This window comes from Paenibacillus sp. J2L1-98 (assembly GCF_056269405.1).
Window position 1 is genome coordinate 32,445 of the sequence record NZ_JBWDNW010000015.1, and the last position, 22,126, is coordinate 54,570.

Genomic DNA, 22,126 nt, shown 5'->3' on the forward strand with positions numbered 1-22,126 from the left:
CGCATATTAGAGATGTTGTACCTGAGAACTCGAATCCGCCTTATCAATTGACAGAGGAGTTCCACCGGAATGTGACCGCCGACTTTGAAGGCAGGGTATAAGCGAACGATTTAGCTTTCCAGCGTACCTTGAATGAAGCGGCTTCGGGACCGGTATTCACCGCGATCAGCACAACCGACCCGTCCGGATTTTCATACGCCACATTCTCAATACTTCCGCTATAATTCGTAGAGTCGATCCGCGTCGCTCCGGGCAAGACGAATTTACTGCTGTGACCGATCGCAAAATATTCCACGTTTTTCGTCACTGCGCCGTTATTCGGATCAACGGTGACTACGCCTCGACAATTCCCGCAGCCTCCATTTTTGGGCCCGCCGCTTGGATCAAGCGCAATATTCCATAATAGTACGGACTTCGCCCAATTCCGGGGCGCGCCGATGATGAGATTGGACATTTGCCAGCTTAGATTATCGCCGAAGTTAGTACTCCATTCACCCCCGCTGCACTCGGTAAAGTGGATTTCTTTTTCAGGAAAGGAATCGTGAACCCTTGTCATCACATCAGGTGTTCCGGCGTAGCAATGAAAGGCGGTGCCGGCGATAAAATCGCTTGCTCCGCTATCATTCAGCACCTGATCGGCGTAGCTCACCCCTAAATCCCAATTATGATCGAAAGCGATAATTTTTGCGGGAATTCTATTTCTGGCAAAAGCGGGACCCAAATAATCGCGGATAAACATGGCTTGTTCGGGAGCGCTCATGTTCATGCTCGGATAATCCGGGGTAGAAAACTCCGGTTCGTTCTGGACGGTAATGGCATAGATCGGGATGCCGTTCTGGGCAAAAGCATCGATATATCGAACAAAATAATTAGCGTATGTTTCATACACGCGCGGATCTGTGTAATTTAAATACCAGCCGTTATACGTTTGTTCGCCGAATTTCATCCAGGGCGGAGCCGTCCATGGCGTACCGAGCACTTTGATGCTTTTATTTTTGTCCACCGCCGCCTTCAGCAGGCGAATGACTTCCATGTCTTTCTCAACAGAAAAATGCTGAAGTTCATAGTCCGTCCCCGATGGAATATCGTCATACGTATAGCTGCTCGGATTGCCGTCTTCATCCACTGAATAATCCGACGCCCCAATGGTGTGGCGAATGAAATTCATGCCGATGCCTTGGCTCGTAAATAAATCGTTTACTAACGCTTCCCGTTGTTCATCCGACATTTTTTGGTTAATCAGATAGGCGGAAGAACCCGTGACCGCCGCGCCAAAACCGTCCATCTTCTGATATCGGACATTGGCGTTTACATCGATGACCGGCAAAGATTCATCGTTATCATTAGCAAACACAGTTGGATCTTGTTGCGATAACAAGTGGGACTGATCCCCCGTAGTTAACCAAACCTCTGCTTTATTTTCGGGAACAATATCACGATTACTTACGAGAACGATCAACAGACCGATTACGAGAATGGTGGTGAGAATCCATCCTGTCCGATGGTGCATCTTTTGTTCCTCCATAAAAATCCTTTCCTTTTTCAATAAAAATTTCCCCACAATAATTAATATTGTGGGGAATTGATTCTGCATTGCTTACATTAATAACATCGATTTTTTTGAGTTTACTTTCTTGTCAGCTCGAAGTTATCGAATGCCGCCCATTGGCCCGCTTTAGCGTCAGACCATACGCCGACTTCGATTTTCCCGTTTGTGACACGAATATTTTCAATCGTGTATTGCTTCCAGTAGCTGAACGGACTGGAACCAATGACAGCATTCACTTCGTCATTGCCTTTGCTATAATTTTTGGCGAATAGTTTCAATTCGTTTTGACCACCTCCGGAACGTACCCAAGCGGTTAACTTGTACGTTCCGTTCGGAACGGTTACCGTTTGACTTGTTAACTGACTATAGTCCTGCGAAGAATAATGTGTCAGTTTGAAGTCTCCAGTGTAAGGAAGATCTCTGTCCACTTGTTGCGAAACTCTTCCGTTACTCCACTGCGACCATCCAGTTGCGTCGCCGCTCTCGAATCCCGCATTGTCCGGTCAGCTCTCGAAGAACGGCACGCCGGATTGGCGTGCCCCCTTCCACCCTGGGGCTTCACCGACCAAGACCAGATCTCCATCGCTCACGCGGTGAAGGTGCGCGCGAAGGCGATCGAGGCGCTCGGCGGCGCTCGTGCGGAAGTCACCTTCCGCGTCGCTATCGGCACGGTAGAAGTTCATCGCCAGTGCGGTCGACGGAATCGCCAACACCGAAACAAGCAAACCGCCTGCCGTCACTGCGACCCTCCTCAAAAGCCCACCATCGCGGACTCAGCGTATCTAGACTTCAGACGAGAAGCCGGGGCAGCAATGGGGGGCGGGCCTTGACGGCCCCGCCCCCCATTGCTTTCTACCTGGTGATCACTTGACCGTGAACGTCGCCTGCAGCGGCGTGTCGGTCGAGGATCCGCCCACGTAGACCGTGTAGATCCCCGAAGCGATCTTCCAGCTGTCGCTGCCGGTGTCGAAGTAGCCCAGCGGGTGCGTCGAGGCGCCCGCATCGATGTCGATGCTCACGTTCGTCGACTTGCCGGCCTCGGTGCTCACCCGGGCGTAGCCCACGAGTCGCTTCTGCTCACCGGTCGACGACGGGAGGCCGAGGTAGACCTGCACGACCTCGTCACCGCTCCGCGCACCGGTGTTGGCGAGCTGGAACTTCACATTGATCGTCTTCTTCTCGATCGCCTTGGCGGACACGTTCTTCGGGACGTTGAGCTTGCTGTACTCGAAGGTCGTGTAGGACAGGCCGTGACCGAACTCGAACAGCGGGGTGATGCCCGCGGACGCGTAGCCCTTGTAGCCGACGTTGACGCCCTCGGAGTATACGACGTCCTTGTTGGCCGAGCCGGCGTAGGGAGCCACGACACCCGGAGCGAGAGCATCCTCGCTGGTGGGGTATGTCATCGTGAGCTTGCCCGACGGGTTCACGTCGCCCCACAGCACGCGGGCGAGCGCGCGGCCCTGCTGCTGACCACCGTAGTAGGTCTGCACCACGGCCTTGACGTCGTCCAGCCACGGCATGGTAACCGGGCCGGCGGTCGAGAGGACCACGATGGTGTTCGGGTTGGCCGCAGCCACTGCCTTGATGAGCTGGTCGCCACTCTGCGGAAGCTTCAGCGACACGCGGTCGTGCGCCTCACCCTCGATCGTGTTGGCATACACGATGGCCACGTCGCTGTTCTTCGCGGCCTCTACGGCCTTCTGGATCTCCGGCGAGAGGGCACCCTCCGGGGTCTTCCACTGCAGCAGCACCGCACCGTCTTTGAGGATCTCGAACGGGGCGTTCCCGTTGAACGTGACGCGAATCTTGTGCTTCTCGCCCTCGTTCCAGTTCAGGACCGGGGTCGTCGAGACGGGAAGCGTTCCGTATGCGCCGTCCATGAAGAGCACCTGCTGGCCGTCGATCTCGAGGGCGGCGTCACCGAAGCCCGTCAGCGACAGCTGGTAGGGGCCCGTGGCCGGCGGCTTGATCCAGCCCTCATAAACAGCAGAGCCGGCGCAGACCGGGCAGTTCACCGGCGGCGGCGTGAGCTGCGACGGTCCCGGGGTGTCCAGCGTGGCGAGGATGCCCACGTCGTAGTTGACCTGCGGGGAGATACGCTTCACGTCGGGCGAGCCCTGGAAGTTCTGGTTCTTCCAGAACCAGGAGTCCAGACCCGTCCCGACACCGTTGTTCGGCGAGAGGACCGACGACGGAACCGCCGTCATGCCGCGCGTCTCCAGCGTGTTGGCGCCGTTGGCCTGGTCGTTGCCCTTGACCCACTCGACGGTGGCACCGGCGTCACTCGCACGCTCCATGATGCCATCGAGAGTCGTCGTCTGCTCGGTCGCGAGGACGAACGGCGTGCCGCCGCCAATCGCGTTGTGGTCCGCGTCAGCGCCGATCACGGCGATCTTCTGTGCCCCTGCAGCGAGCGGAAGAGCGTTGTCGTCGTTCTTGAGCAGCGTAATGGCCTGCTCCTGAACCTCCTGGGCGAGCTTGCTGCCCGCAGCGACGTCGATCTTTCCGGGCGCGATGGGGCGGTCGAAGAGACCCCACTTGAACATCGTGACGAGCACGCGGAGGCACGACTGGTCGAGACGTCCCTCTGGCACCTGTCCGTTCTGGACTGCCTGGAGCAGCTTGTCGGAGTAGGCGTCCTTGTTTCCGGTCTCGACGTCAACACCGCCGTTGAGCGAGCCCTGGGTGGTGAACGCTGCACCGTAGTCGGTCCCGACGAAGCCGGTGAAGCCGAACTTGTCGAGTAAACCCCGCAGAGTGTGCGGGTTCTCGCACGAGTACACGCCGTTGATCTTGTTGAACGAGCACATGATGCTGCCCGGGTCGGCATCCTTGATGGCCGCCTCGTACGGGAGCGCGTGCACCTCACGGAGTGCGCGCTCGGAGACCACGGTGTTCTGGCCGTTGCTACGGTTGGTCTCCTGGTTGTACGCCAGATAGTGCTTCAGCGTGGCGATCACGCCGTTGTCCTGTACGACCTTGGTGAAGTCGGTCAGGTAGTTGCCCGTCATGATCGGGTCTTCGCTGGGGCTCTCGTTGGTGCGACCCCAGTACGGGTTGCGGTGGATGTCGCCGACCGGGCTCAGCAGCACGTTGGCATTGGCGGCGAGGGTCTCCTTGGCCACCAGGTCGGCGTAGCGCTTGGTGGTCTCGCGCGACCAAGTGGCGCCGAGAGCCTGCGCCGACGGCAGCGCCGTCGCGTGCTCTCCAGTGTTGAGCGTCTGCCAGCCATGCGCGTGGATACCGGACGCGGAATCCTGCATCGCCAGCTCCGGGATGCCGAGGCGAGGAATCGGGGCGTTGTAGAAGGCGTACGTCCCAAACTCCTGGTTGCCGCTCATCAGGTCGACCTTCTCTTCCAGCGTCATCTCAGCCAGAACCAGGTCGGCCCGCTTCTCGGGCGACAGGGATGTATCCATCCAAGGACGGTCCTGATTGCCAGCAGCTGAAGCGGCGTAACTGAATGGCGATACGGCTAAAGTAAGACTGATGGCTAGCATTGAAGAACGTACAATAGATTTTAACGAAACTTTCACTCTAGTTATTCCTCCTCGAGTTCAATTCTGACGAGCACAGTAGATTTTTCCCAAAATACGAATATCTTTTTTCTCTTGAGCCCCCTCTTGAAAATAGGTTTAACTTGCAAATATAACTTTACCGTTTATTCAGATGATGTGTTATACAAAAATTCAACTAGTCATGTTTAAAATTTCAACAACATCAAAAAGGGTATGAAACGGGTTCCTTCACAATCCGAGTCTTATTTTTTCCAAAGTAAGCACTTTCATCGAAAGCCCTCCTTTCGTTTTGATTGTGTTTCTGTCCTAATTATAGGAATGAACATCGTTTCTTACTAGGAACCATTCTTCTGTATTTTTTGTATATTTATTAGAATGAAGAGGAAGGATTTAACAAGATTAACCAAATATACAATCCCGTTCTGTCCAAATCAGGTCATTTTGTCGTAGTTGTTTTATATTTTTATGGTTTGAAACTGTCAGGAATATTCAAAATCAGTTTAGGCCAAGGCAAAGATGTTCCCGCTTCCTCGGCCTTCTGCGGATTCCTGTCTCGAAGCTTGCGAAAAGTAAGCCTGTAAGCCGGTGGCTTTCGCTTGCCCACAAAACGAAAACGGCCGGTCAGGAATAACCTCCTGATCGACCGTTTTCTTGTCCGTATTGTATTTCATCCTTTAACTGCACCAGCCGTAATTCCTCTATTGATTTGATCCGTGAAACCTAAATAGATAAGAATCGACGGAATCGATATCATTGCAAGTACAGCGAACTGTGCACCATAATTGGAGGAATATTGCCCCATAAAATAAACGATAGCGAAAGGTAAGGTCCTCAGCGAATCCTTATCAATAAATGTAACGGCCATAATAAATTCATTCCAACAATTCAGAAATGCGAGTACAGCTACTGTCGCAATTGCCGGTTTCAAGATAGGCAAAATGATTCTGAAAATCATTCCGGGAACCGTCAAACCATCCAATACCGCTGCCTCTTCTAAGGCACGGGGCACACTTTCCATAAAGCCTGTAATTATATACATGCTGATTGGAATTTGGAAAGCCGCATAAGGTAAAATCAATGCCCAGTATGAATCCAACATTCGTATTTCATTAAATAAACTAAAAGTTGGCAGTAATGTCGAATAAATCGGTATAATCATTCCAGCCATAACGAGAGCTAGAACAGGTTTACGAAGCTTCCAGTTCATTCTCGTCAAGGCATAACTCAATGGAATCGAGCAAAAGATAGTCAGGGAAATAGAGACTGCGGAAATCAAAAGGCTGTTTCCAAAAAGCAACGGAATTTGCGCATTCTTGAAAGCGTCTGAGTAGTTTTTCCACATCGGCGGATTCGGCCATTTTAGAATGTCCGATCCGAAAAAATCGCCGCTGCGTAATAACGAGAAATCGAAAAGCCAGATTAATGGAAACAAATCAATAAATACAATAAAGATCATAAAAACGAAAAAAGCGATACGCGCAATTTGTCCAGTTAATGTTTTGAGGAAAGTCGTTTCCACTTTACGGGACCCAGTGATGTTGATTGTTTTTGTACTCATAATTATTCCCCCACTTCCCGGTTCATGGCACGATTCATCAAGATAGTTACGATTAAACAAATGACGACGAGCAGAATTGAAATTGCATTTCCATAACCGTACAAACTCTCACGAAATGCTTTCGAATACAGATAGGTCGATAAAAATTGGGTACTGTTTGCTGGACCGCCCCCAGTCATCAGGTAAACGGTCTCCATCTGTTTAAAGGCTGAAACTACCGCCAATACAAGATTCACCCTGATAACTGGCGCAAGTAGCGGAAGCACGATTTTCGTATTTAATTGAAATTGCGAGGCCCCGTCTAGCATGGCAGCTTCATGCAAATCCTTGGAAACGCCCTTTATACCTGCATAATATAATAAAAATGCATAACCAAAGCCTTGCCACATACAAACAAACACAATACAGACTATTGCCCAGACAGGGTCACCGAGCCAATCTTGTTTTAAATTAGAAAGGCCAATGATATCTAATACCCGATTAAGAAGCCCAAATTGTGTATCAAAAATACTGGTCCAAAGTTTGGTCGTTACAAAAGTTGAGATGATGGCCGGAATAAAAATACAAACTCGAAGAAACTTTTCAAACCGTCCTGTATATTGGACCAGCATTGCAACAAATATTGAGAAAGGATGCTGGATAGCTATCAAACCGAGCGCCAATAACACAGAATTCAAAAGTGACTTCCAAAAGACACTATCCCCGCTGAAAATAACCGCGTAATTCTGAAATCCTACATATTGGTAATCCCCGATCCCTTTCCAATCCGTCATGCTGTAATTAAAACTCATCATAATGGGAATGAAAATTAATAACGAAACTAATAGCAGACCTGGTGCAACCAGCCAGAATATCGTATTTCGATCACTCAAGATTTTATGCATCTCTACCACCCTGTCCGAAAATTTCAGGGCGGGTGGTTAAAAGCTGCCGCCCGCCCTGAAATTTCTTTTAATTTATTTTGAATCGCTTAAAGATTTCTTCGCCGCTTCGTCAATTGCTTTCGAGAACTCTTCAGGACTCAGATCTCCTCCTTCAAGTTGCTGCAAGGAGTCATAATATATTTTTTGCGTATCAGCTGTAAATTTGTCTTGAGCAACGGTTCCGCTAAAGGAAGCTGCACCGTTAAAGATTTTGCTCAAATCTTGTTGTACCGATGTTTCTTTACCAGTCAGAAACGCATCATATTTTTGTGCCGGGAATGTGATTCCGTTTTGCCATACGCCTTTTGCCCAGTTTTCCGGTTTGAACATCCATTTCAGGAAGGCAATCGCTTCTTCTTTATGCTCCGATCTTTCAGATACTGAGTAACCGCCGCCAAACCAAGCCGTCAAATCATTCGTTGTGCCTTTGCCGCCTTCAACCGTTGGAAACGCGATTGCGCCTATATTATCACGGACTTCTGACGGGAAGTTCTCATCTGTTGCCATCCCCATTTCCCATTGCCCCATCATGAACATTGCTGCTTTACCCTGACCGAACATATTGCGGGCCATTCCGTAATCTTGGTTAATGAAACCTTCACCGAAAGCTCCGGCTTCAACCCATCTATTTATTGCTGCTGCTGCAGCAACGGTGTTACCGTCATTAAATGTTCCCGTCCCGTTAAATGCGTCCTTGGAGTTATTCCATGAACCGGTTACGCGTTGAAGCATAGTATCAAACCAAATACCGGAAGTCCATGCTTCTCGTCCATCCATTGCAATCGGAATGATGTTCTTTGCCTTCAAAACCTCAATTGTTTTCATTAGTTCCGCTTCCGATGCAGGCGGTGTAATTCCATTATCTTCAAAAATCTTTTTATTGTAGAATAATACCCAGAAATCAGAGTTTCTCGGGAAGCCGTAGAGCTTATCGTTAAAGCTGAAACCGTCAAGAGCAGCATCAACGAAACCAAGTTCTGTCAATGCCGAACGATCAATTTCTGCAAGCGCCCCGCTATCAACCAATGGCTTTAGGTAACTGCTGTTCCCCCATGAACTGATAATATCAGGAAGTTCTTCGGTAGAATTATATACTTTGATTTTGTCTTGAAACTGCGGATCCGGGGAAAGCGTCTCGACTTCAATCGTAACGTTCGGATTTTCTTCCATGTATCGGTCAATCAACTCTTGCTCCATTTTTCCTTGGCCTACAGAACGGTCGGAGTTATTTGTAAAAAAATTAAGCGTATACGTCTCAGCGGACGTCTCAGCCTGTGATTCAGCAGCATTATTTTCCGGAACTTTGTTGCCTCCACAAGCCGATAAACCGACAGCCGCAATCAAAACCGCCAATCCGAGTCTTGCTTTTTTCCAAGTGAACCCTTTCATTGAAACCCCACCTTAATTTCGTATTGTTTGTGTTTCTGTCCTCATTATAGGAGTGAACATCGTTTCTTGGTAGGACCTATTCTTCTGTATATTTTGTATATTTATTAGATTGAAGAGAACAGATTTCATAGAATTAACGAAACATGCATCCCTACTCTGCCCTAAATTAGGTCATTTTATCGTATTTTTTGTATATTCTTATGGTTTGAATCATTTACCGATGGTATTCTTCTCATTAAGTTCTTATAGTATAAGGTGAATGTATAACGTATTACTGAATAAAGAGGTAGGTGACTTGATGAAAAATGCATATATTCGATATTTGAACTTACCGATACGCCACAAAATTTTACTATGGTTTGTTCCTCTTCTCGTGTTGACGATAACACTTACCGGTTTTGTCTCCTTTCGCATCGCATCTAATGAAATCGTTAACAAAATGAGTATTAAACAAGCCAGTACGGCCAACCAAGTCATTTCCCATCTCGATTATATGGCTCAGGATGCTATTGATATATCAAACTTTTTATTTTTGACACCGGAGATACAAGCTTTATTGAAATCCCGTACCGGTAATAGACAGTATGTCATGAACCAGACTGTAATCGAATCGATTAGCCGCCTTATGGTTACACGGCCTTATTTTCAATTTCTAACCATCTATTCGGATCATTTCCTTCCAATTCAATTTAATAATAAAGGGTTATCATCCGCTATTTCTTTTGAAGAATACCGTCAAATTTATGATTACGATAAAATTTTACAAAGTAAAAAAATCGATTCATGGAGTGTTGAAGTTCCCGGACGGACAAAAAGCATCTTTTCTGGAGATAACAAAAATAAGCTTCTGCTTACAAGAGTTTTAAAAAATAATGAAACCTATAAGCCAGAAGGAATACTTCTTCTAGGAATCGATGAAAAAGACATACGAAAAACATATTTGCCCGTTGCCGGAAACAATGTAGAAATCACTGTTATCGATACGGATGGAAGTATCCTTTCCAACAGTTCCGGTGAATGGGTCGGAAGAAACATTAATGAACTGCCATACTTTGATCATGCTATAACAGACCCGGAGCTAATAGATTCTGCAATTGATTCCTCAAAATGGATATTCGCGCATATTAAATCCTTAAATACTGGCTGGCATGTGCTTGTCCTGCAACCGCGAAGTGAATTGCTTGCTCAAATGGACAGAATAACCTGGCTGACAATTACCATTATCTTCATTACCCTACTTCTTAGTGTATTTGTTTCCTGGTCGATCTCAGGGGTGATTACTAAGCCAATACGAAACATTTTACTTTCAATGAAGAAATTTCAAAAAGGTAATTTCTTTGAACAAGTCAAAATAGACGGTCAGGATGAAATCGGACAACTTGGAGCCGGATATAACGTCATGGTACAGCGAATTAGAGAACTGATTGATGAGATGTACTCCTTCGAGCTAAAGCAAAAACAAGCCGAACTCAAGGTACTTCAATCTCAGATTAACCCCCATTTCCTATACAACACGCTAAATACGATTGCTTGGACGGCTCATAAAAAAGGGGATCGGATAGTCGAAGAGATGATATACTCACTGTCAGGTATATTCAGAATCAGTTTAAGCCAAGGCAAAGACGTTATCTCTTTAAAAGAGGAATTTAAATTTTTGGAGCATTATTTATTTCTTCAGAAGATGCGGTTCCCTACCAGACTGACCTATGAATTGGAAATGGAGCAGAAGATCGAACTTTTCTCTATACCTAAGCTTCTTCTTCAACCACTTGTTGAAAATGCGGTGGTTCATGGAATTGAACCCTTGACCGACGATATGGGCACCATTCATGTCAAAGCTTACTCTACAGGTGATACGGTAGAAATTGAAATCACTGATAACGGTATAGGTATCTCAGAGGAAAAGCTTGATGAGTTGCAATATATGTATCGGGTCGGTTCTTCCTTAACTAACAACAAAAGTTTCGCACTAATAAATATCGGCAACCGGATTCGGTTGTATTACGGGGATCGTGCTTCACTTGATATCCAGAGCGTACCTGGCTTCGGGACTAGAGTATTGATTACCCTCCCCAAAACAAGAGGTGATAACTAAGATGCTTAAACTGTTGATTGTAGAAGACGAAGATGTAACAAGAGAGGGTTTAACGAATCTTATCAATTGGAACACGCTAGGAATCCAGATTTGCGGGCAAGCTGCAAACGGGTTGGAGGCTTTACATTTTTTAGAATCACAGCATGCTGATCTTGTTCTTTCCGATATTCGTATGCCTTTAATGGATGGTCTGCAATTAGTAACGAAGATTCGCGAACAACAATGGGATATATCCATTGTCCTACTTTCTGGATACGGCGACTTCGAATATGCTCAGCGTGCATTGCGTCTTGGTGTATCCGACTTTCTGGTTAAACCGTGTTCGCCTAACGAAATCCAAACTGTCTTTACAAGTGTTGCCGAGAAAATATTAAATCAGCGCAGACTAACGGATGAAATGAGAGGATTAGAACATCAGCTGCATATTAACAATCCTCTTGTCAAATCCCAGCTATTGCAGCAATGGCTAAACTTTCCTCCTTTAGTCACTGATAACCGTCGCGAGCAGCATAAGAATGTCCGTATGAATACAAGCTTTGAACATGTCATTGTCATAGTGTTACGAATTGATAACAGGACATTGGAAAGCTTGAATTACAGTACTACGGATACCGAGCTTCTTAGCTTTGCTGTTTCTAATATTTTTAAAGAAACACTCGAGCATGATCTGATTCAACCGATTGAGGTTGTAAAGGAACAAGATAACATAGTCGTTATTTGTAACGGGATTTTCGAGTTAATGGAAGATAAGTTAGTCAAAGGTTTAACTCGAGTTCTTGCAAATATAAATGAATTTCTTTCTGTAACGGTCAGTGCAGGAATCAGTAACTCAAAAGAAGACATTAATCACCTTCATATTGCATATGAAGAGGCACTTAAAGCGCTTGAACGTCGCTTTTTCCATGGATCTGATAAATATTACTTTTATCAAGATATTACCGAGCTAAAGAAAGAAACACTCCCCACAAATATTAATCAAATTGAATTGTTGAAAGTTGAGCAGTCTGCGCTTGAAAATTTAAGAGCGGGACTTTATGCCGAGGTTCTCACCGACACAGAGAGATGGCTCGCGACATTTCAAGCAGACTACTCACATTCCAGGAAAGAGATCAACTTACGTACACTTACCTTCATTAATAGAATGATGCTTCTGGCTAAAGGAAGAAAGAACTCTGATTCCGACTGGATTTTTGAACTTGGCAGCTTTGACGAACAGGTTAGCAAGATTGAAACTCTAGAGGAATTGGCTGGATTCGTGTACAGGATCATTCGTCAAATTATCGAAGCTATTAATCCGCACAAAATACCGAAGCGTAAAGTGCAGCAAGCACAAGATTATATTGCCGAACATTACAATTCAAGCAGCCTTTCGCTGGTAACAGTCGCAAAATCCCTTTTCGTTTCCAGTACCTATCTGTCAACTCTCTTCAAACAGGAACTTGGAATAAATTTTTTAGATTATATCCATCAATATCGTATCGAAAAAGCGAAAGCTTTACTGCAATCCAAGGATCAAAAAATACAAACGGTAGCCAGAGAAGTAGGATATTTCGATGAGGCCCATTTTACGAAAACATTTAAGAAATGGACAGGGATGTTGCCCTCCCAATACAAAAAAGAAAATTTATTATGATAAAAAACAGGAGCCGACCATTGGATGGCTCCTGCTGTTTTGCGGGATTTCAAAGGAGTCCAGGGGCTCTAGGCAAGCATTCCTCTTGAGGCGTGTGACGAAAGAGATGCCGCTCTCGCAGTAGCGATCGAATGCCGCGTAGTCGATTAGCCGCGGTCAAACACATAGGTGACGCCCGGTTCATCGATAAGCTCATCGAGCTCAGTACGGTCATTCTTCTTGGTCGCCATGATGGTTGCCTTCTCCGGCATGACATCCTGTTCGCCGACAAATGCCAGTCGCATGTAGAGCTTGATATCCGCCTTAGTCTTGCGAAACTGGGCCTATTTGTACTTCTGCAAGCACAGGGCAACGGTTGTCGAGTCGATGATCCTGATCTTGTTGCGATGAGCCGGTGCACGGTATGTCGAGAGAATCCGCCTAACGAGACGCTCGAACACATGCTGAAGCAGATCCGGATTCACTTTCTTGTGCTTGCGACTGAGTTGGGGTGCCGAGATCGACGTGAGTCCAAGCTCCTGCTGAAATGCGTGACTGAGCACATTGTCGGCTATGCCTAAGCCCTTCTCTGCCTTGGATTGTATAGGATTTTTCATGCGCAAGTTTTGATAAAACAGAAAGCTATGAAGGTTCAGATAACATTAATGCAATGCAAGTGAATAAGACAAAAAAACCGCATTATGCGGTTTTTTAGGTTAGAGATTATTTGACGTTTACTGAATGAAATACTGAAACTTCTCCCAACCTCCAATTGAAGTTCGGTTTGCAATTAGAGGACTGCTTCCGGCATTCTCTGCGGTTACATACCTCATATTCGAATTAGACAGAAGAGAAAAGGTACCGTCTCCGTTATTTATCCAAAAGAACTGCTCCCATTCCTGAGCAATGTCTCTGTTAGCGATTAGGATCGCCGAGCCTCCTTTCTCAGCGGTTACAAATTTATTGTTTGCCAGTGATTTAAGTGCAATAGTTCCGCCTCCGGCATCCACGACAAGAAATTTTTCCCATGTCTCGACAGTGTCACGGTTTGAAATCAGTGCACTTGACCCGCCATTCTCTGCAACAACAAAACGATTATTTACAGTCGCTTTTATAGCAATCGTTTCTCCAATCGGGGCATTAGCACATGCTCCGTCCCGAGTCCATTTATAGGTGGCAACTGTTTTGGCCGGTATGGCTGTCAAAATTTCTTTGCCGTCAGCAAGCAGTTTGAAGGTTTGCGTGGAACCAGTTTGGTTTATTACTACGCTGACGACTGTATTATCCGTATTTATAAAAGATACGTTCGTCACCGTTTCTGAAGAACCATAGTTGCTGTCGATGCGTTTTGCGCCAGACTTCACGAATTTTGAATACTGGGCTATGAAATTGTACTCTGGCGTTGCCCAGTAAGTATCCCGATTTGTGGGGCTTTGGATCAACATAGTTGGATCCGGAATGCCTGTCCATTTCTCAGGAGCGATATCTTGATCCAACATCGTTACCCACGCTTCATATGTGGTGGACCAATTTCGGAAATATTGTGCAATCCGGTCCGCACCTGTGGTTCCCCACAAGGAACGCTCCGTTACCATCATGTTTTTATTCGGGTAAGCATTGTGTATTTCTGTCATTACATTAGGCTCACCGGAGTAATCATGGAAAGCTACTCCGTCTAGAGACGAATATGCCTGCGTGTCATTCAAAACTCCAGGTACGTGGCTCCATGCATCTCCGAAGTTATGGTCATAAGCCCATAGTTTCGTACTTAAATTATGAGCGTCAAATTCTGACTTAAGGGCGATGGTTAATTCGCGCTCGTTTTCCGGTGTAAGCAGCATGCTAGGATAATCAGGTGCAGCAAATAAAGGCTCGTTCTGGATGGTCATCGCATAAATCGGAATGCCCTGAGCTTGGTAAGCCTGGATGGCCATGCGATAATATACCGCTAATTGATTCGTGTATGGCCTGTCCAAATAACCACCGATCAGGCTTTTGCTTGTTTTCATCCAAGCGGGTGCCGTCCAAGAACTTGCAAAAATTTTAATGGGATTATTAGTCTGTTTGCCGATTGATATTGCTTTTTTTACCGTTTCGATAATCTTATTATCGATATCTTTTTGAATGGAGAAACTACCCTGCGTATCTTCATAAGTATAAAAATCACGGTTCGTGAAGTCGGAAGTACCAAGGGTTATCCGGAACAGATTCATGCCGGCACCATTTATCGGGTCGATCAATTTCCTGAGTACTTCGTCACGCTTTCCAGCAGACATAAGTGAAAGGTTATAAATGGTCGATTCCTCAAGAGAAGTACCGATACCTAATATATTCTGGTATTGGAGATTTGGATTTATTGATATAGTCGTTACATCAGCTCCGCTCGGGTTGCTGAATATTAGGTCTGCTTGCCTACTTAGTTGATACGTAACGCCCGACATTGCTGTCGCTGTATTCATATACCAGTTCGAACTTTTAGGCAGCGTATTAGTGGATTCGGAACTAAAATATACTTCTACAGGTGATGGTGCGGCAAATACCTCCGCTTGGATTGAATTCAAAAAAGTGAGCCAAACAGCCATCGTTACAAAAAAGATCAAACCTTTTGAGAGTAATTTTTTTTTAGGTCCGACCGCTAAAGTTATCATGGTTCTTTCCTCCTAAAATAGATGTACAGCAAACTGATATCCGAACTATTATTTCGCCCCCGAATCTTTTTTTGAACACGCTTACATTAATTAATATCTTTATTATAGGTTACTTTCAAAAAATAAAAAGGGGGTATTCTTTCGTTTTGTTTGTATATTTTATTGATAAAAATATTGGAAATTATGGATGCTTGCAAGGCGGTCGTCGCCCTCATCTTGCTCAATGAATAATACTTAATACCCACCTGTTTCATGGTATTCAAGACCTCAATCGATAATGCTTCGCCCGATTTCCGCTATGTTCATTGGGTGCCGCTAAAGCTTTATTCTAGCTCTGGCGCACCATAGTGAGATTTGCTTGAATTTTACGGCTCATGGAAGACGGTGTATACGCGTTTTCGACGCTGACAGATGGCTGGTATCTAGAATGAAATTCTGAAGCACGTTTCTATATCTCCCGATTTTGAGAATATTATGATCGATGCTACCATCGTCCGCGTCCATCAGCATGGGGCGGACGCAAAAGGGGGGAGCAATTTCAGGAAATCGGACTTTCCAGAGGCGGATTAACGATAAAAATTCATGCCATTGTGGATGCGCTTGGTTATCCCCCTCGTTTTGAACTCACGCCTGAAAATCGCCACGATTGTGTCACGGGCTTTGAAATGCTTCGAAACATGGAACTGAAAGGCATGAATATCATAGCCGATCGCGGCTACGATATGAAATAAGATTCTGGCGCTTATTGAAGAGCAGCGAGGTAAAGCTGTAATTCCGAGTCGTAAATATAGTAAGGTTCAGCGTCAGTGTGATTGTTTGCTCTATAAAGAACGTATCTGGTGGAATGTTTGGTCAATAAGCTCAAACACTATCGCAGGCTGGCTACTCGTTACGATAAACTGGCCTGCACTTTTGGGGCCTTTTTATCACTGGCCTCTATTTTACTATGGCTAAATTAGGTTTGAAAACACGTCCTAGTCAATTGCAAAAAACAGATTGCACAATCAGAGCTCCACCAGAAAATGTAACAAGCTTCCATCCATTAAGACATTTTTTAATACCGAGATATAGATAATACAAGCAATTCAATCAGCTAAAGATGTATATAATTTGGGTATGACCTGAAGCAAATCGTTCATTTAATCACCTCCCCTATTATTTGGATAAATCTCCCATAAACCCTTTTCTCTATTTTCAATGGTTTCCTCTAGTTGGTACTTGAACCTACACGTACCATACTTTTGAGGAGCTTAAGAGGGACATCGAACGATTACAAGCAAACTAAACGGCCTTAGTCTAATGGAATACAGGACCAAGGCCGCCTAATTATTATACTGTCTACTTGACGAGGTGCAGTTCATATGACGACATGGGGGAATTTTCTTGATTGTGTTTTAATTTGTCTCATGCTATGGGGTCAGTCCTCTATGCTCTAAAACTTCTTCTGCCTTGCGCAAAGCAACTTCGACGACCTTGTCCATATTATAATACTTGTATTCACCTAGACGCCCTCCGAAAATAACGTTGCTTTCTTTTTCAGCCAATGTTTTATACTTTTCATGCTGCGCACTGTTTTTTTCATCATTGATAGGGTAATATGGCTCATCGCCTAGTTTCCATTCGACGCTATATTCACGTGTGACGATTGTTTTGGGTTGAGTACCGAAGTCAAAGTGTTTATGCTCAATTATTCTTGTATATGGTGTCTCGCGATCGGTATAATTTACGACAGCATTCCCTTGAAAGTTGTCCGTATTCAAAACCTCAGTTTCAAACTGTAAACTTCTGTACTCCAACACACCAAACTGATAGTTAAAATAAGCATCAACAGGACCGGTGTACACGACCTTGTCCGCAAGACTATCCCAATAACTTTTATCTTCCAGATAGTCCGTATCGAGTTTTACTTCGATTCCTTCAATCATTCGTTCAACCATAGCAGTATATCCGCCCATTGGAATTCCCTGATAAAGATCGTTAAAATAATTATTGTCGTAAGTAAATCTAACAGGCAATCTGCGAATAATAAAGGCTGGCAGCTCCGTGCAAGGACGTCCCCATTGCTTTTCTGTGTAGCCGCGAATCAGTTTTTCATATATATCGCTGCCCAAGAGGTTAATAGCCTGCTCCTCTAAGTTTTTCGGGTTTTCAACGTATCTTTCTCTCCGCTGCTGTTCAATTTTCTTCTTTGCTTCATCTGGAGTGGTTATGCCCCACATTTTGTTAAACGTATTCATATTAAACGGTAAGTTATATATTTCACCATGATAATTGGCAACTGGACTATTGGTATATCGATTGAATTCAGTAAACTGGTTGACAAACTGCCATACTTCTTTATTGTTTGTATGAAAAATATGTGCCCCATATTTATGCACCTGTATATCTTCGATTTTCTCTGTATAAATATTTCCTGCAATATGGCTCCGCTTATCAATAATGAGGCAGGTTTTTTCGGCCTTTTTAGCTTGATGTGCAAACACCGCACCATAAAGACCAGCACCGACAATTAGAAAGTCATATTTTGTATTAATAGTTATCCTACTCCTAATTTTTTTAAATGATAAACGAAGATCGCCTGAAACTGTTTTCATTTGGTTACTAGTTAAATCCCACAACTTTTTGTGATATTTTGTAGGCCCCTACAGAAATACTACGTCCTGCCCGTCCTGGTAAATTCATTAACTGTCCCATTATCCCGTGTCTAAGACTACGATACAATTCTAAATCTTTTTCCTTAATATACTTCCATAATTCTTTTTTCTTTTCTAGATTCTCTGCCGTTCCTGAACGTATTAACAAAATAGCAGATACAACCGTAACAATTTCCAGATGGTGAAGCATATACTTGTAAAGACTTGGACTTTCAATATTCTTAATTTGCACCTGTTCAATCATAAGCTTATTTACTTTAATCTGCTGATCAATTCTTTTGATCATGACACTCTCTTGGACCGATTGATCCTCCCTGCCTATAAAATATCTGTAAAAATCCACATTGATATAGTAGAGTTTCTTTACATGTTCAAGTGGAACATATACAAATAAATTGTCAACATAAAAGGTGTGTTTGGGAAGTTCCAGCCCACAATCTCTTAGCAACTGTGTTCTGTAAATGACAGAATGCATCAAAATATACTGTCCTTTACGAAAAGGCTTAATGTCGTCCCAAGAGAAAATTATCCCTTCTGGAAGCACATTTTCATATTTCATAACTTTCTTGTACTTTGCGCCTTCTTTTTCATATACAAAATTGCTAATAATCATATCAACTGATTTCTTTTCTACCACAAAATCGTTCAAAGTTTTTAGTATTTTGAGATATGCTCTTGTATCTACCCAGTCATCACTGTCTACTACCTTCAAATATAATCCGGTTGCATTTCGGATACCAGCATTTACAGCTTCTCCGTGTCCGCCATTTTCCTGATGGAGTACTTTTACTATAGTTGGGTATTTCTTTGCATATTCATTTGCAATTTCTGCTGTTTGATCAATGGAGCCATCATTTACTATCAATAATTCTACATTCTCCCCACCAGGTAAAAGGGACTCTATGCAATATCTCATGTATTCTTGCGAATTATAACAAGGAATTACTACTGATAATAATTTCATACCAACACAACCTTTACTATTACTGTTTTGCAGGTACTTGTTTAAATATGATTTTAAATATGGGGTAAAATACCCAGAAAGAAATTGCAGCATTTATCATCATTGTAATAAGATCTGCTGTTGTTTCACCAAATGAACCCATTCCCCATACGTTCATTAATAGGTTATAGATAGGAGCTTTGTAGAATCCTTGAGCTGCGGCAGCACCTATTGTTATTAAAATATACGCAACTACATACCAAAAAGCAGCCATCCAAATGTTGCTGTTTGATTTAAATGTAATGTTTCTCTGAGCGAAAAAATTAATGATCTGTGCAATTCCGATCGTTAGTTGAACTGCGAGGAAATAGGCCAGCCCACCTCCCCCTCCTGATGCAAGCGAACCTGCTGTATAATCGAATAAATAATAAGCACTTCCATCAAAGTTATGTCCAAACTGGAAAACTTGAAAGCTTGTAGTTATTAATGATGTTTGTGCAAATATGCTCTTAAAAACAGGCATTAAAATAAGTTGTAATACGGTCATTCCACTACTCAGCAAAAAGAATACGATGAATTGAGCTGTATTAGGATGCTTTTCCTTATAATTGTTCCATAATCCTGCTATTCCTATACCATTTTTATTCGTTTCTAATTTTCCGTTACTCATCCTATTTTATGCCTCCTGCGTCGCCTGCATCACGTTTTTTTTTGCCATTGCGACCTCTTCCTTTTTTCTTCTTTCCTTTAACACATAACGCAAACCTTTAAAGAACTGACCATTTACGATCATCAAAATACCATCCAACATAGGCATATTAATTACGCCACCTGTCATTCTGGCAACGCCACGAAACGGCATATGATAGATCGACATCATGATAAGATTAGCCGTACTTCTCTTTCCGATTTTACTTAGAAACCAATGTGAGAAATTAATTAATTTAAAAGCAAGTCTTGCCATTCCACCCTTTGCATACTGGCACTGGGCAATCGTATCATTGTATCCTAGCGGTCTTGTTCGATCCCATCTGGCTTCTGGTACTTTTTTACCCAGCAATTTCTCAAATTCTTCCAAGCTAACTTTGTTTGCTTTTCCAGAATAATAGGATGGAAGTTTCGCTTTATCATACGGAAGTGGCGCTCCCGTACCTTCAATTGAAATGACGCCTGCCAATCGGATATCGGCATATGATGCACCAATCATAATTTCATAATCAGCCGCTTCGATTTCCCAGCAATTGGTCTTTACGTTAAAGTAACGGAAAGTTTTATCGTCAAAAGGAATGGTTACTGTCTTTGTCTCACCTGGATTTATAAAGATCTTTGCAAATCCTTTTAATTCTTTTTTAGGTCTGAAGATATCCTTGGATTTACAACCCACATAGAGCTGAGTAGTCTCCATTCCTGCCAATTCTCCAGTATTTGTTATGTTGAAGGTTACACCTTCCTTATTTACTTGAATATCGGAGTACTCAAAGGATGTATAGCTAAGTCCAAAACCGAACGGAAAAAGTACATTCACATTTGCTGTATCGTAGTAACGATAACCTATATAAAGACCTTCTCGATACTCTACGCTGATTTCCTTACCAGGAAATTGATGATAGGAAGGAGTATCTTCATATTTAAGCGGATAGGTTTCCGCCAATTTCCCTGAGGGATTCACATCGCCTGACAAAATCCTTAGAATGGCTCTTGCTCCTGCCTGACCTGCCAGATAACCATGTACCAATCCTTTTACCTTATCAATCCATGGCATTTCTACTGCTGCCCCACAAGAGAGAACCGCAATGATATTGTTATTAACTTGATACAAAGCGTCTAATAACTCAATTTGATTCTCTGGAATCCTCATGCTCTGTCTGTCTAATCCCTCTGCTTCGGTCGCTTCATCCAAACCAATGTATAAAAGAACGATATCCGCATCTTTTGCCAGTGCACACGCTTTATCGATTTTTTTCTGATTTTTCTTTCCGTAACGTTCGAAACCAGGCTCAAACCCCATACTAACGATTCCCGATTCCTTAAGGCAATCTAATGTACTATCCATAATGGTTGGGTTTACAATGGATGATCCTGCACCTTGGTATCGCGCTTCTTTCGCAAATTCTCCGATAATAGCGACCTTTTTGTCCTTTGTGATTGGTAATATATTTTCTTCGTTTTTAAGAAGAACAATGGATTCTTCCGCAGCCTCCTGTGCTACTTTGTGATGTTCTCGCACATTAAACTCGTTTTGCGGATTTTTGTATACTTCTTCCGTTGTAAAAATAAGATCAAGCAATCTGTCTACACACTCATCTAAAACTTCTTCTTTTATTTTCCCACTTTTGATGGCTTGAATAATTTCCTCATTTGTCTCGCCGGCAGTTGTCGGCATTTCGAGTTCATTACCAGCAAGTAATCCTGCCACACGATCATGGCTTCCGCCCCAATCCGTTACGACAACACCCTTGAAATTCCATTCATCGCGCAGAATTTCTCTCATCAAATGTAAATCCTCATTCGTGTAGGAGCCATTCAGCATATTATAAGCAGACATGACCGTTTTTGTTTTACCTTCTTTGATAGCAATTTCAAATGCGGTCAAATAGATTTCTCTAAGCGTTCTTTCATCAACGATTGTATCAATCGACATTCGTCTCTCTTCCTGATTATTAGCAGCAAAATGCTTTACACAGGCAGAAATGCCATGTGATTGAATACCTCGAATATAGCCTGCGGCCATTTTCCCAGCTAGATAAGGATCTTCACTGAAATACTCGAAATTTCTTCCCGCTAAAGGATTTCGCTTCATATTGATTCCGGGTCCCAATAAGACATTCACTTTTTGCGAAACAGCCTCTGCACCGAGATACTTCCCAATTTTCTCGCCTAATTCAGTATTCCAACTATTTGCCACAGTTGCGGCAGTCGGAAAACAAGTGGCCGGAATACTTTCATTGAGTCCAAGGTGGTCTGCTGCTGCCGCCTGTTTTCGAATTCCATGCGGTCCGTCGGCAAGAAAAATGCTGGGGATTCCGAGTCGCTCAATATCCTGTGTCTGCCAAAAATCTTTGCCTGACATTAAGGAAGATTTCTCTTCTAATGTCATTTGTTGGATGATTTCTTTATATTTCATGGTTTTCTCTCCATCGATTTTGGATCAGAGCAGTCTTGAAGTCTTAAGTACAGACTTAAAGACTACTCTATGTCCTATATTTTATTTTTAATCGAAAACCTGTTCTCCAC

General features: G+C 44.0%; 18 protein-coding genes. 3 read left to right on the plus strand and 15 right to left on the minus strand.

Annotated features, from left to right (window positions below):
- Window positions 1-43 precede the first annotated feature (43 nt).
- The 8 genes from AC0YNZ_RS22075 to AC0YNZ_RS22110 all read right to left on the minus strand — a co-directional run bounded on the left by AC0YNZ_RS22075 (window position 44) and on the right by AC0YNZ_RS22110 (window position 8,940).
- Window positions 44-1,510 carry a glycoside hydrolase family 30 protein gene (locus AC0YNZ_RS22075; RefSeq protein ID WP_475828656.1) on the minus strand — a complete coding sequence of 489 codons (1,467 nt, stop codon included), beginning with the start codon at window positions 1,508-1,510 and terminating at the stop codon, window positions 44-46.
- Window positions 1,511-1,626: 116 nt separating this feature from the next.
- A complete protein-coding gene (locus AC0YNZ_RS22080; protein ID WP_475828657.1) occupies window positions 1,627-1,977 on the minus strand; it encodes a hypothetical protein in 351 nt (116 codons plus the stop codon).
- A gap of 75 nt (window positions 1,978-2,052) precedes the next feature.
- Window positions 2,053-2,289, minus strand: a complete 237-nt coding sequence (locus AC0YNZ_RS22085; RefSeq protein WP_475828658.1) for a hypothetical protein — start codon at window positions 2,287-2,289, stop codon at window positions 2,053-2,055.
- 123 nt (window positions 2,290-2,412) lie between these two features.
- On the minus strand, window positions 2,413-4,971 hold the full coding sequence (locus tag AC0YNZ_RS22090) for a glycoside hydrolase family 3 protein (protein WP_475828659.1): 2,559 nt from the start codon (window positions 4,969-4,971) through the stop codon (window positions 2,413-2,415).
- Window positions 4,972-5,570: 599 nt separating this feature from the next.
- Window positions 5,571-5,741: a hypothetical protein gene (locus AC0YNZ_RS22095; protein ID WP_475828660.1), complete on the minus strand. Its 171-nt coding sequence runs from the start codon at window positions 5,739-5,741 to the stop codon at window positions 5,571-5,573.
- Window positions 5,738-6,589 (minus strand): carbohydrate ABC transporter permease, encoded by an 852-nt coding sequence (locus AC0YNZ_RS22100; protein ID WP_475828661.1) that lies wholly within the window; start codon window positions 6,587-6,589, stop codon window positions 5,738-5,740. Before AC0YNZ_RS22100 ends, AC0YNZ_RS22095 begins: the two co-directional genes overlap by 4 nt.
- 41 nt (window positions 6,590-6,630) lie before the next feature.
- Window positions 6,631-7,512, minus strand: a complete 882-nt coding sequence (locus AC0YNZ_RS22105; RefSeq protein ID WP_475828662.1) for a carbohydrate ABC transporter permease — start codon at window positions 7,510-7,512, stop codon at window positions 6,631-6,633.
- A gap of 72 nt (window positions 7,513-7,584) precedes the next feature.
- Window positions 7,585-8,940, minus strand: a complete 1,356-nt coding sequence (locus AC0YNZ_RS22110) for an ABC transporter substrate-binding protein (protein ID WP_475828663.1) — start codon at window positions 8,938-8,940, stop codon at window positions 7,585-7,587.
- Window positions 8,941-9,238: 298 nt separating this feature from the next.
- Here AC0YNZ_RS22110 and AC0YNZ_RS22115 point away from each other — a divergent pair, with 298 nt between their 5' ends.
- Together AC0YNZ_RS22115 and AC0YNZ_RS22120 are read left to right on the plus strand one after the other, a co-directional pair.
- Window positions 9,239-11,035: a sensor histidine kinase gene (locus tag AC0YNZ_RS22115; protein WP_475828738.1), complete on the plus strand. Its 1,797-nt coding sequence runs from the start codon at window positions 9,239-9,241 to the stop codon at window positions 11,033-11,035.
- Between the two features lies 1 nt (window position 11,036).
- The gene (locus tag AC0YNZ_RS22120; protein WP_475828664.1) at window positions 11,037-12,668 is read left to right on the plus strand and encodes a response regulator; all 1,632 of its coding nucleotides are present in this window, start codon (window positions 11,037-11,039) and stop codon (window positions 12,666-12,668) included.
- Window positions 12,669-12,814: 146 nt separating this feature from the next.
- Here AC0YNZ_RS22120 and AC0YNZ_RS22125 read toward each other — a convergent pair whose 3' ends face one another.
- The 3 genes from AC0YNZ_RS22125 to AC0YNZ_RS22135 form a co-directional block, all read right to left on the minus strand.
- On the minus strand, window positions 12,815-12,952 hold the full coding sequence (locus AC0YNZ_RS22125) for a hypothetical protein (protein WP_475828665.1): 138 nt from the start codon (window positions 12,950-12,952) through the stop codon (window positions 12,815-12,817).
- A gap of 39 nt (window positions 12,953-12,991) precedes the next feature.
- Entirely contained in the window at window positions 12,992-13,264 is a 273-nt protein-coding gene (locus AC0YNZ_RS22130) for a hypothetical protein (RefSeq protein ID WP_475828666.1), read from the minus strand.
- 117 nt (window positions 13,265-13,381) lie between these two features.
- Window positions 13,382-15,295 carry a glycoside hydrolase family 30 beta sandwich domain-containing protein gene (locus AC0YNZ_RS22135; protein ID WP_475828667.1) on the minus strand — a complete coding sequence of 638 codons (1,914 nt, stop codon included), beginning with the start codon at window positions 15,293-15,295 and terminating at the stop codon, window positions 13,382-13,384.
- Between the two features lie 578 nt (window positions 15,296-15,873).
- Here AC0YNZ_RS22135 and AC0YNZ_RS22140 point away from each other — a divergent pair.
- Window positions 15,874-16,026 (plus strand): transposase, encoded by a 153-nt coding sequence (locus tag AC0YNZ_RS22140; protein ID WP_475828739.1) that lies wholly within the window; start codon window positions 15,874-15,876, stop codon window positions 16,024-16,026.
- A 678-nt stretch (window positions 16,027-16,704) separates the two neighbouring features.
- Here the strand turns inward: AC0YNZ_RS22140 and glf are convergent.
- From glf to AC0YNZ_RS22160, 4 genes are read right to left on the minus strand one after another with little or no spacing between them, the layout of a single operon-like run.
- On the minus strand, window positions 16,705-17,889 hold the full coding sequence (gene glf, locus AC0YNZ_RS22145; protein WP_475828668.1) for a UDP-galactopyranose mutase: 1,185 nt from the start codon (window positions 17,887-17,889) through the stop codon (window positions 16,705-16,707).
- 7 nt (window positions 17,890-17,896) lie between these two features.
- Entirely contained in the window at window positions 17,897-18,913 is a 1,017-nt protein-coding gene (locus AC0YNZ_RS22150; RefSeq protein WP_475828669.1) for a glycosyltransferase family 2 protein, read from the minus strand.
- A 19-nt stretch (window positions 18,914-18,932) separates the two neighbouring features.
- Window positions 18,933-19,562: a hypothetical protein gene (locus AC0YNZ_RS22155; RefSeq protein ID WP_475828670.1), complete on the minus strand. Its 630-nt coding sequence runs from the start codon at window positions 19,560-19,562 to the stop codon at window positions 18,933-18,935.
- Between the two features lie 6 nt (window positions 19,563-19,568).
- Complete coding sequence (locus AC0YNZ_RS22160) at window positions 19,569-22,016, minus strand: beta-glucosidase (protein WP_475828671.1); 2,448 nt, start codon at window positions 22,014-22,016, stop codon at window positions 19,569-19,571.
- Window positions 22,017-22,126: the final 110 nt, after the last annotated feature.

Coding starts and splice junctions, on each gene's coding strand:
- glf (WP_475828668.1), bottom strand. CDS start 17,889: ATGAAAACAGTTTCAGGCGATCTTCGTTTATCATTTAAAAAAATTAGG.
- AC0YNZ_RS22130 (WP_475828666.1), bottom strand. CDS start 13,264: ATGAAAAATCCTATACAATCCAAGGCAGAGAAGGGCTTAGGCATAGCC.
- AC0YNZ_RS22075 (WP_475828656.1), bottom strand. CDS start 1,510: ATGCACCATCGGACAGGATGGATTCTCACCACCATTCTCGTAATCGGT.
- AC0YNZ_RS22155 (WP_475828670.1), bottom strand. CDS start 19,562: ATGAGTAACGGAAAATTAGAAACGAATAAAAATGGTATAGGAATAGCA.
- AC0YNZ_RS22160 (WP_475828671.1), bottom strand. CDS start 22,016: ATGAAATATAAAGAAATCATCCAACAAATGACATTAGAAGAGAAATCT.
- AC0YNZ_RS22095 (WP_475828660.1), bottom strand. CDS start 5,741: ATGAAATACAATACGGACAAGAAAACGGTCGATCAGGAGGTTATTCCT.
- AC0YNZ_RS22150 (WP_475828669.1), bottom strand. CDS start 18,913: ATGAAATTATTATCAGTAGTAATTCCTTGTTATAATTCGCAAGAATAC.
- AC0YNZ_RS22105 (WP_475828662.1), bottom strand. CDS start 7,512: ATGCATAAAATCTTGAGTGATCGAAATACGATATTCTGGCTGGTTGCA.
- AC0YNZ_RS22090 (WP_475828659.1), bottom strand. CDS start 4,971: ATGGATACATCCCTGTCGCCCGAGAAGCGGGCCGACCTGGTTCTGGCT.
- AC0YNZ_RS22135 (WP_475828667.1), bottom strand. CDS start 15,295: ATGATAACTTTAGCGGTCGGACCTAAAAAAAAATTACTCTCAAAAGGT.
- AC0YNZ_RS22115 (WP_475828738.1), top strand. CDS start 9,239: ATGAAAAATGCATATATTCGATATTTGAACTTACCGATACGCCACAAA.
- AC0YNZ_RS22110 (WP_475828663.1), bottom strand. CDS start 8,940: ATGAAAGGGTTCACTTGGAAAAAAGCAAGACTCGGATTGGCGGTTTTG.
- AC0YNZ_RS22120 (WP_475828664.1), top strand. CDS start 11,037: ATGCTTAAACTGTTGATTGTAGAAGACGAAGATGTAACAAGAGAGGGT.
- AC0YNZ_RS22125 (WP_475828665.1), bottom strand. CDS start 12,952: ATGCGACTGGCATTTGTCGGCGAACAGGATGTCATGCCGGAGAAGGCA.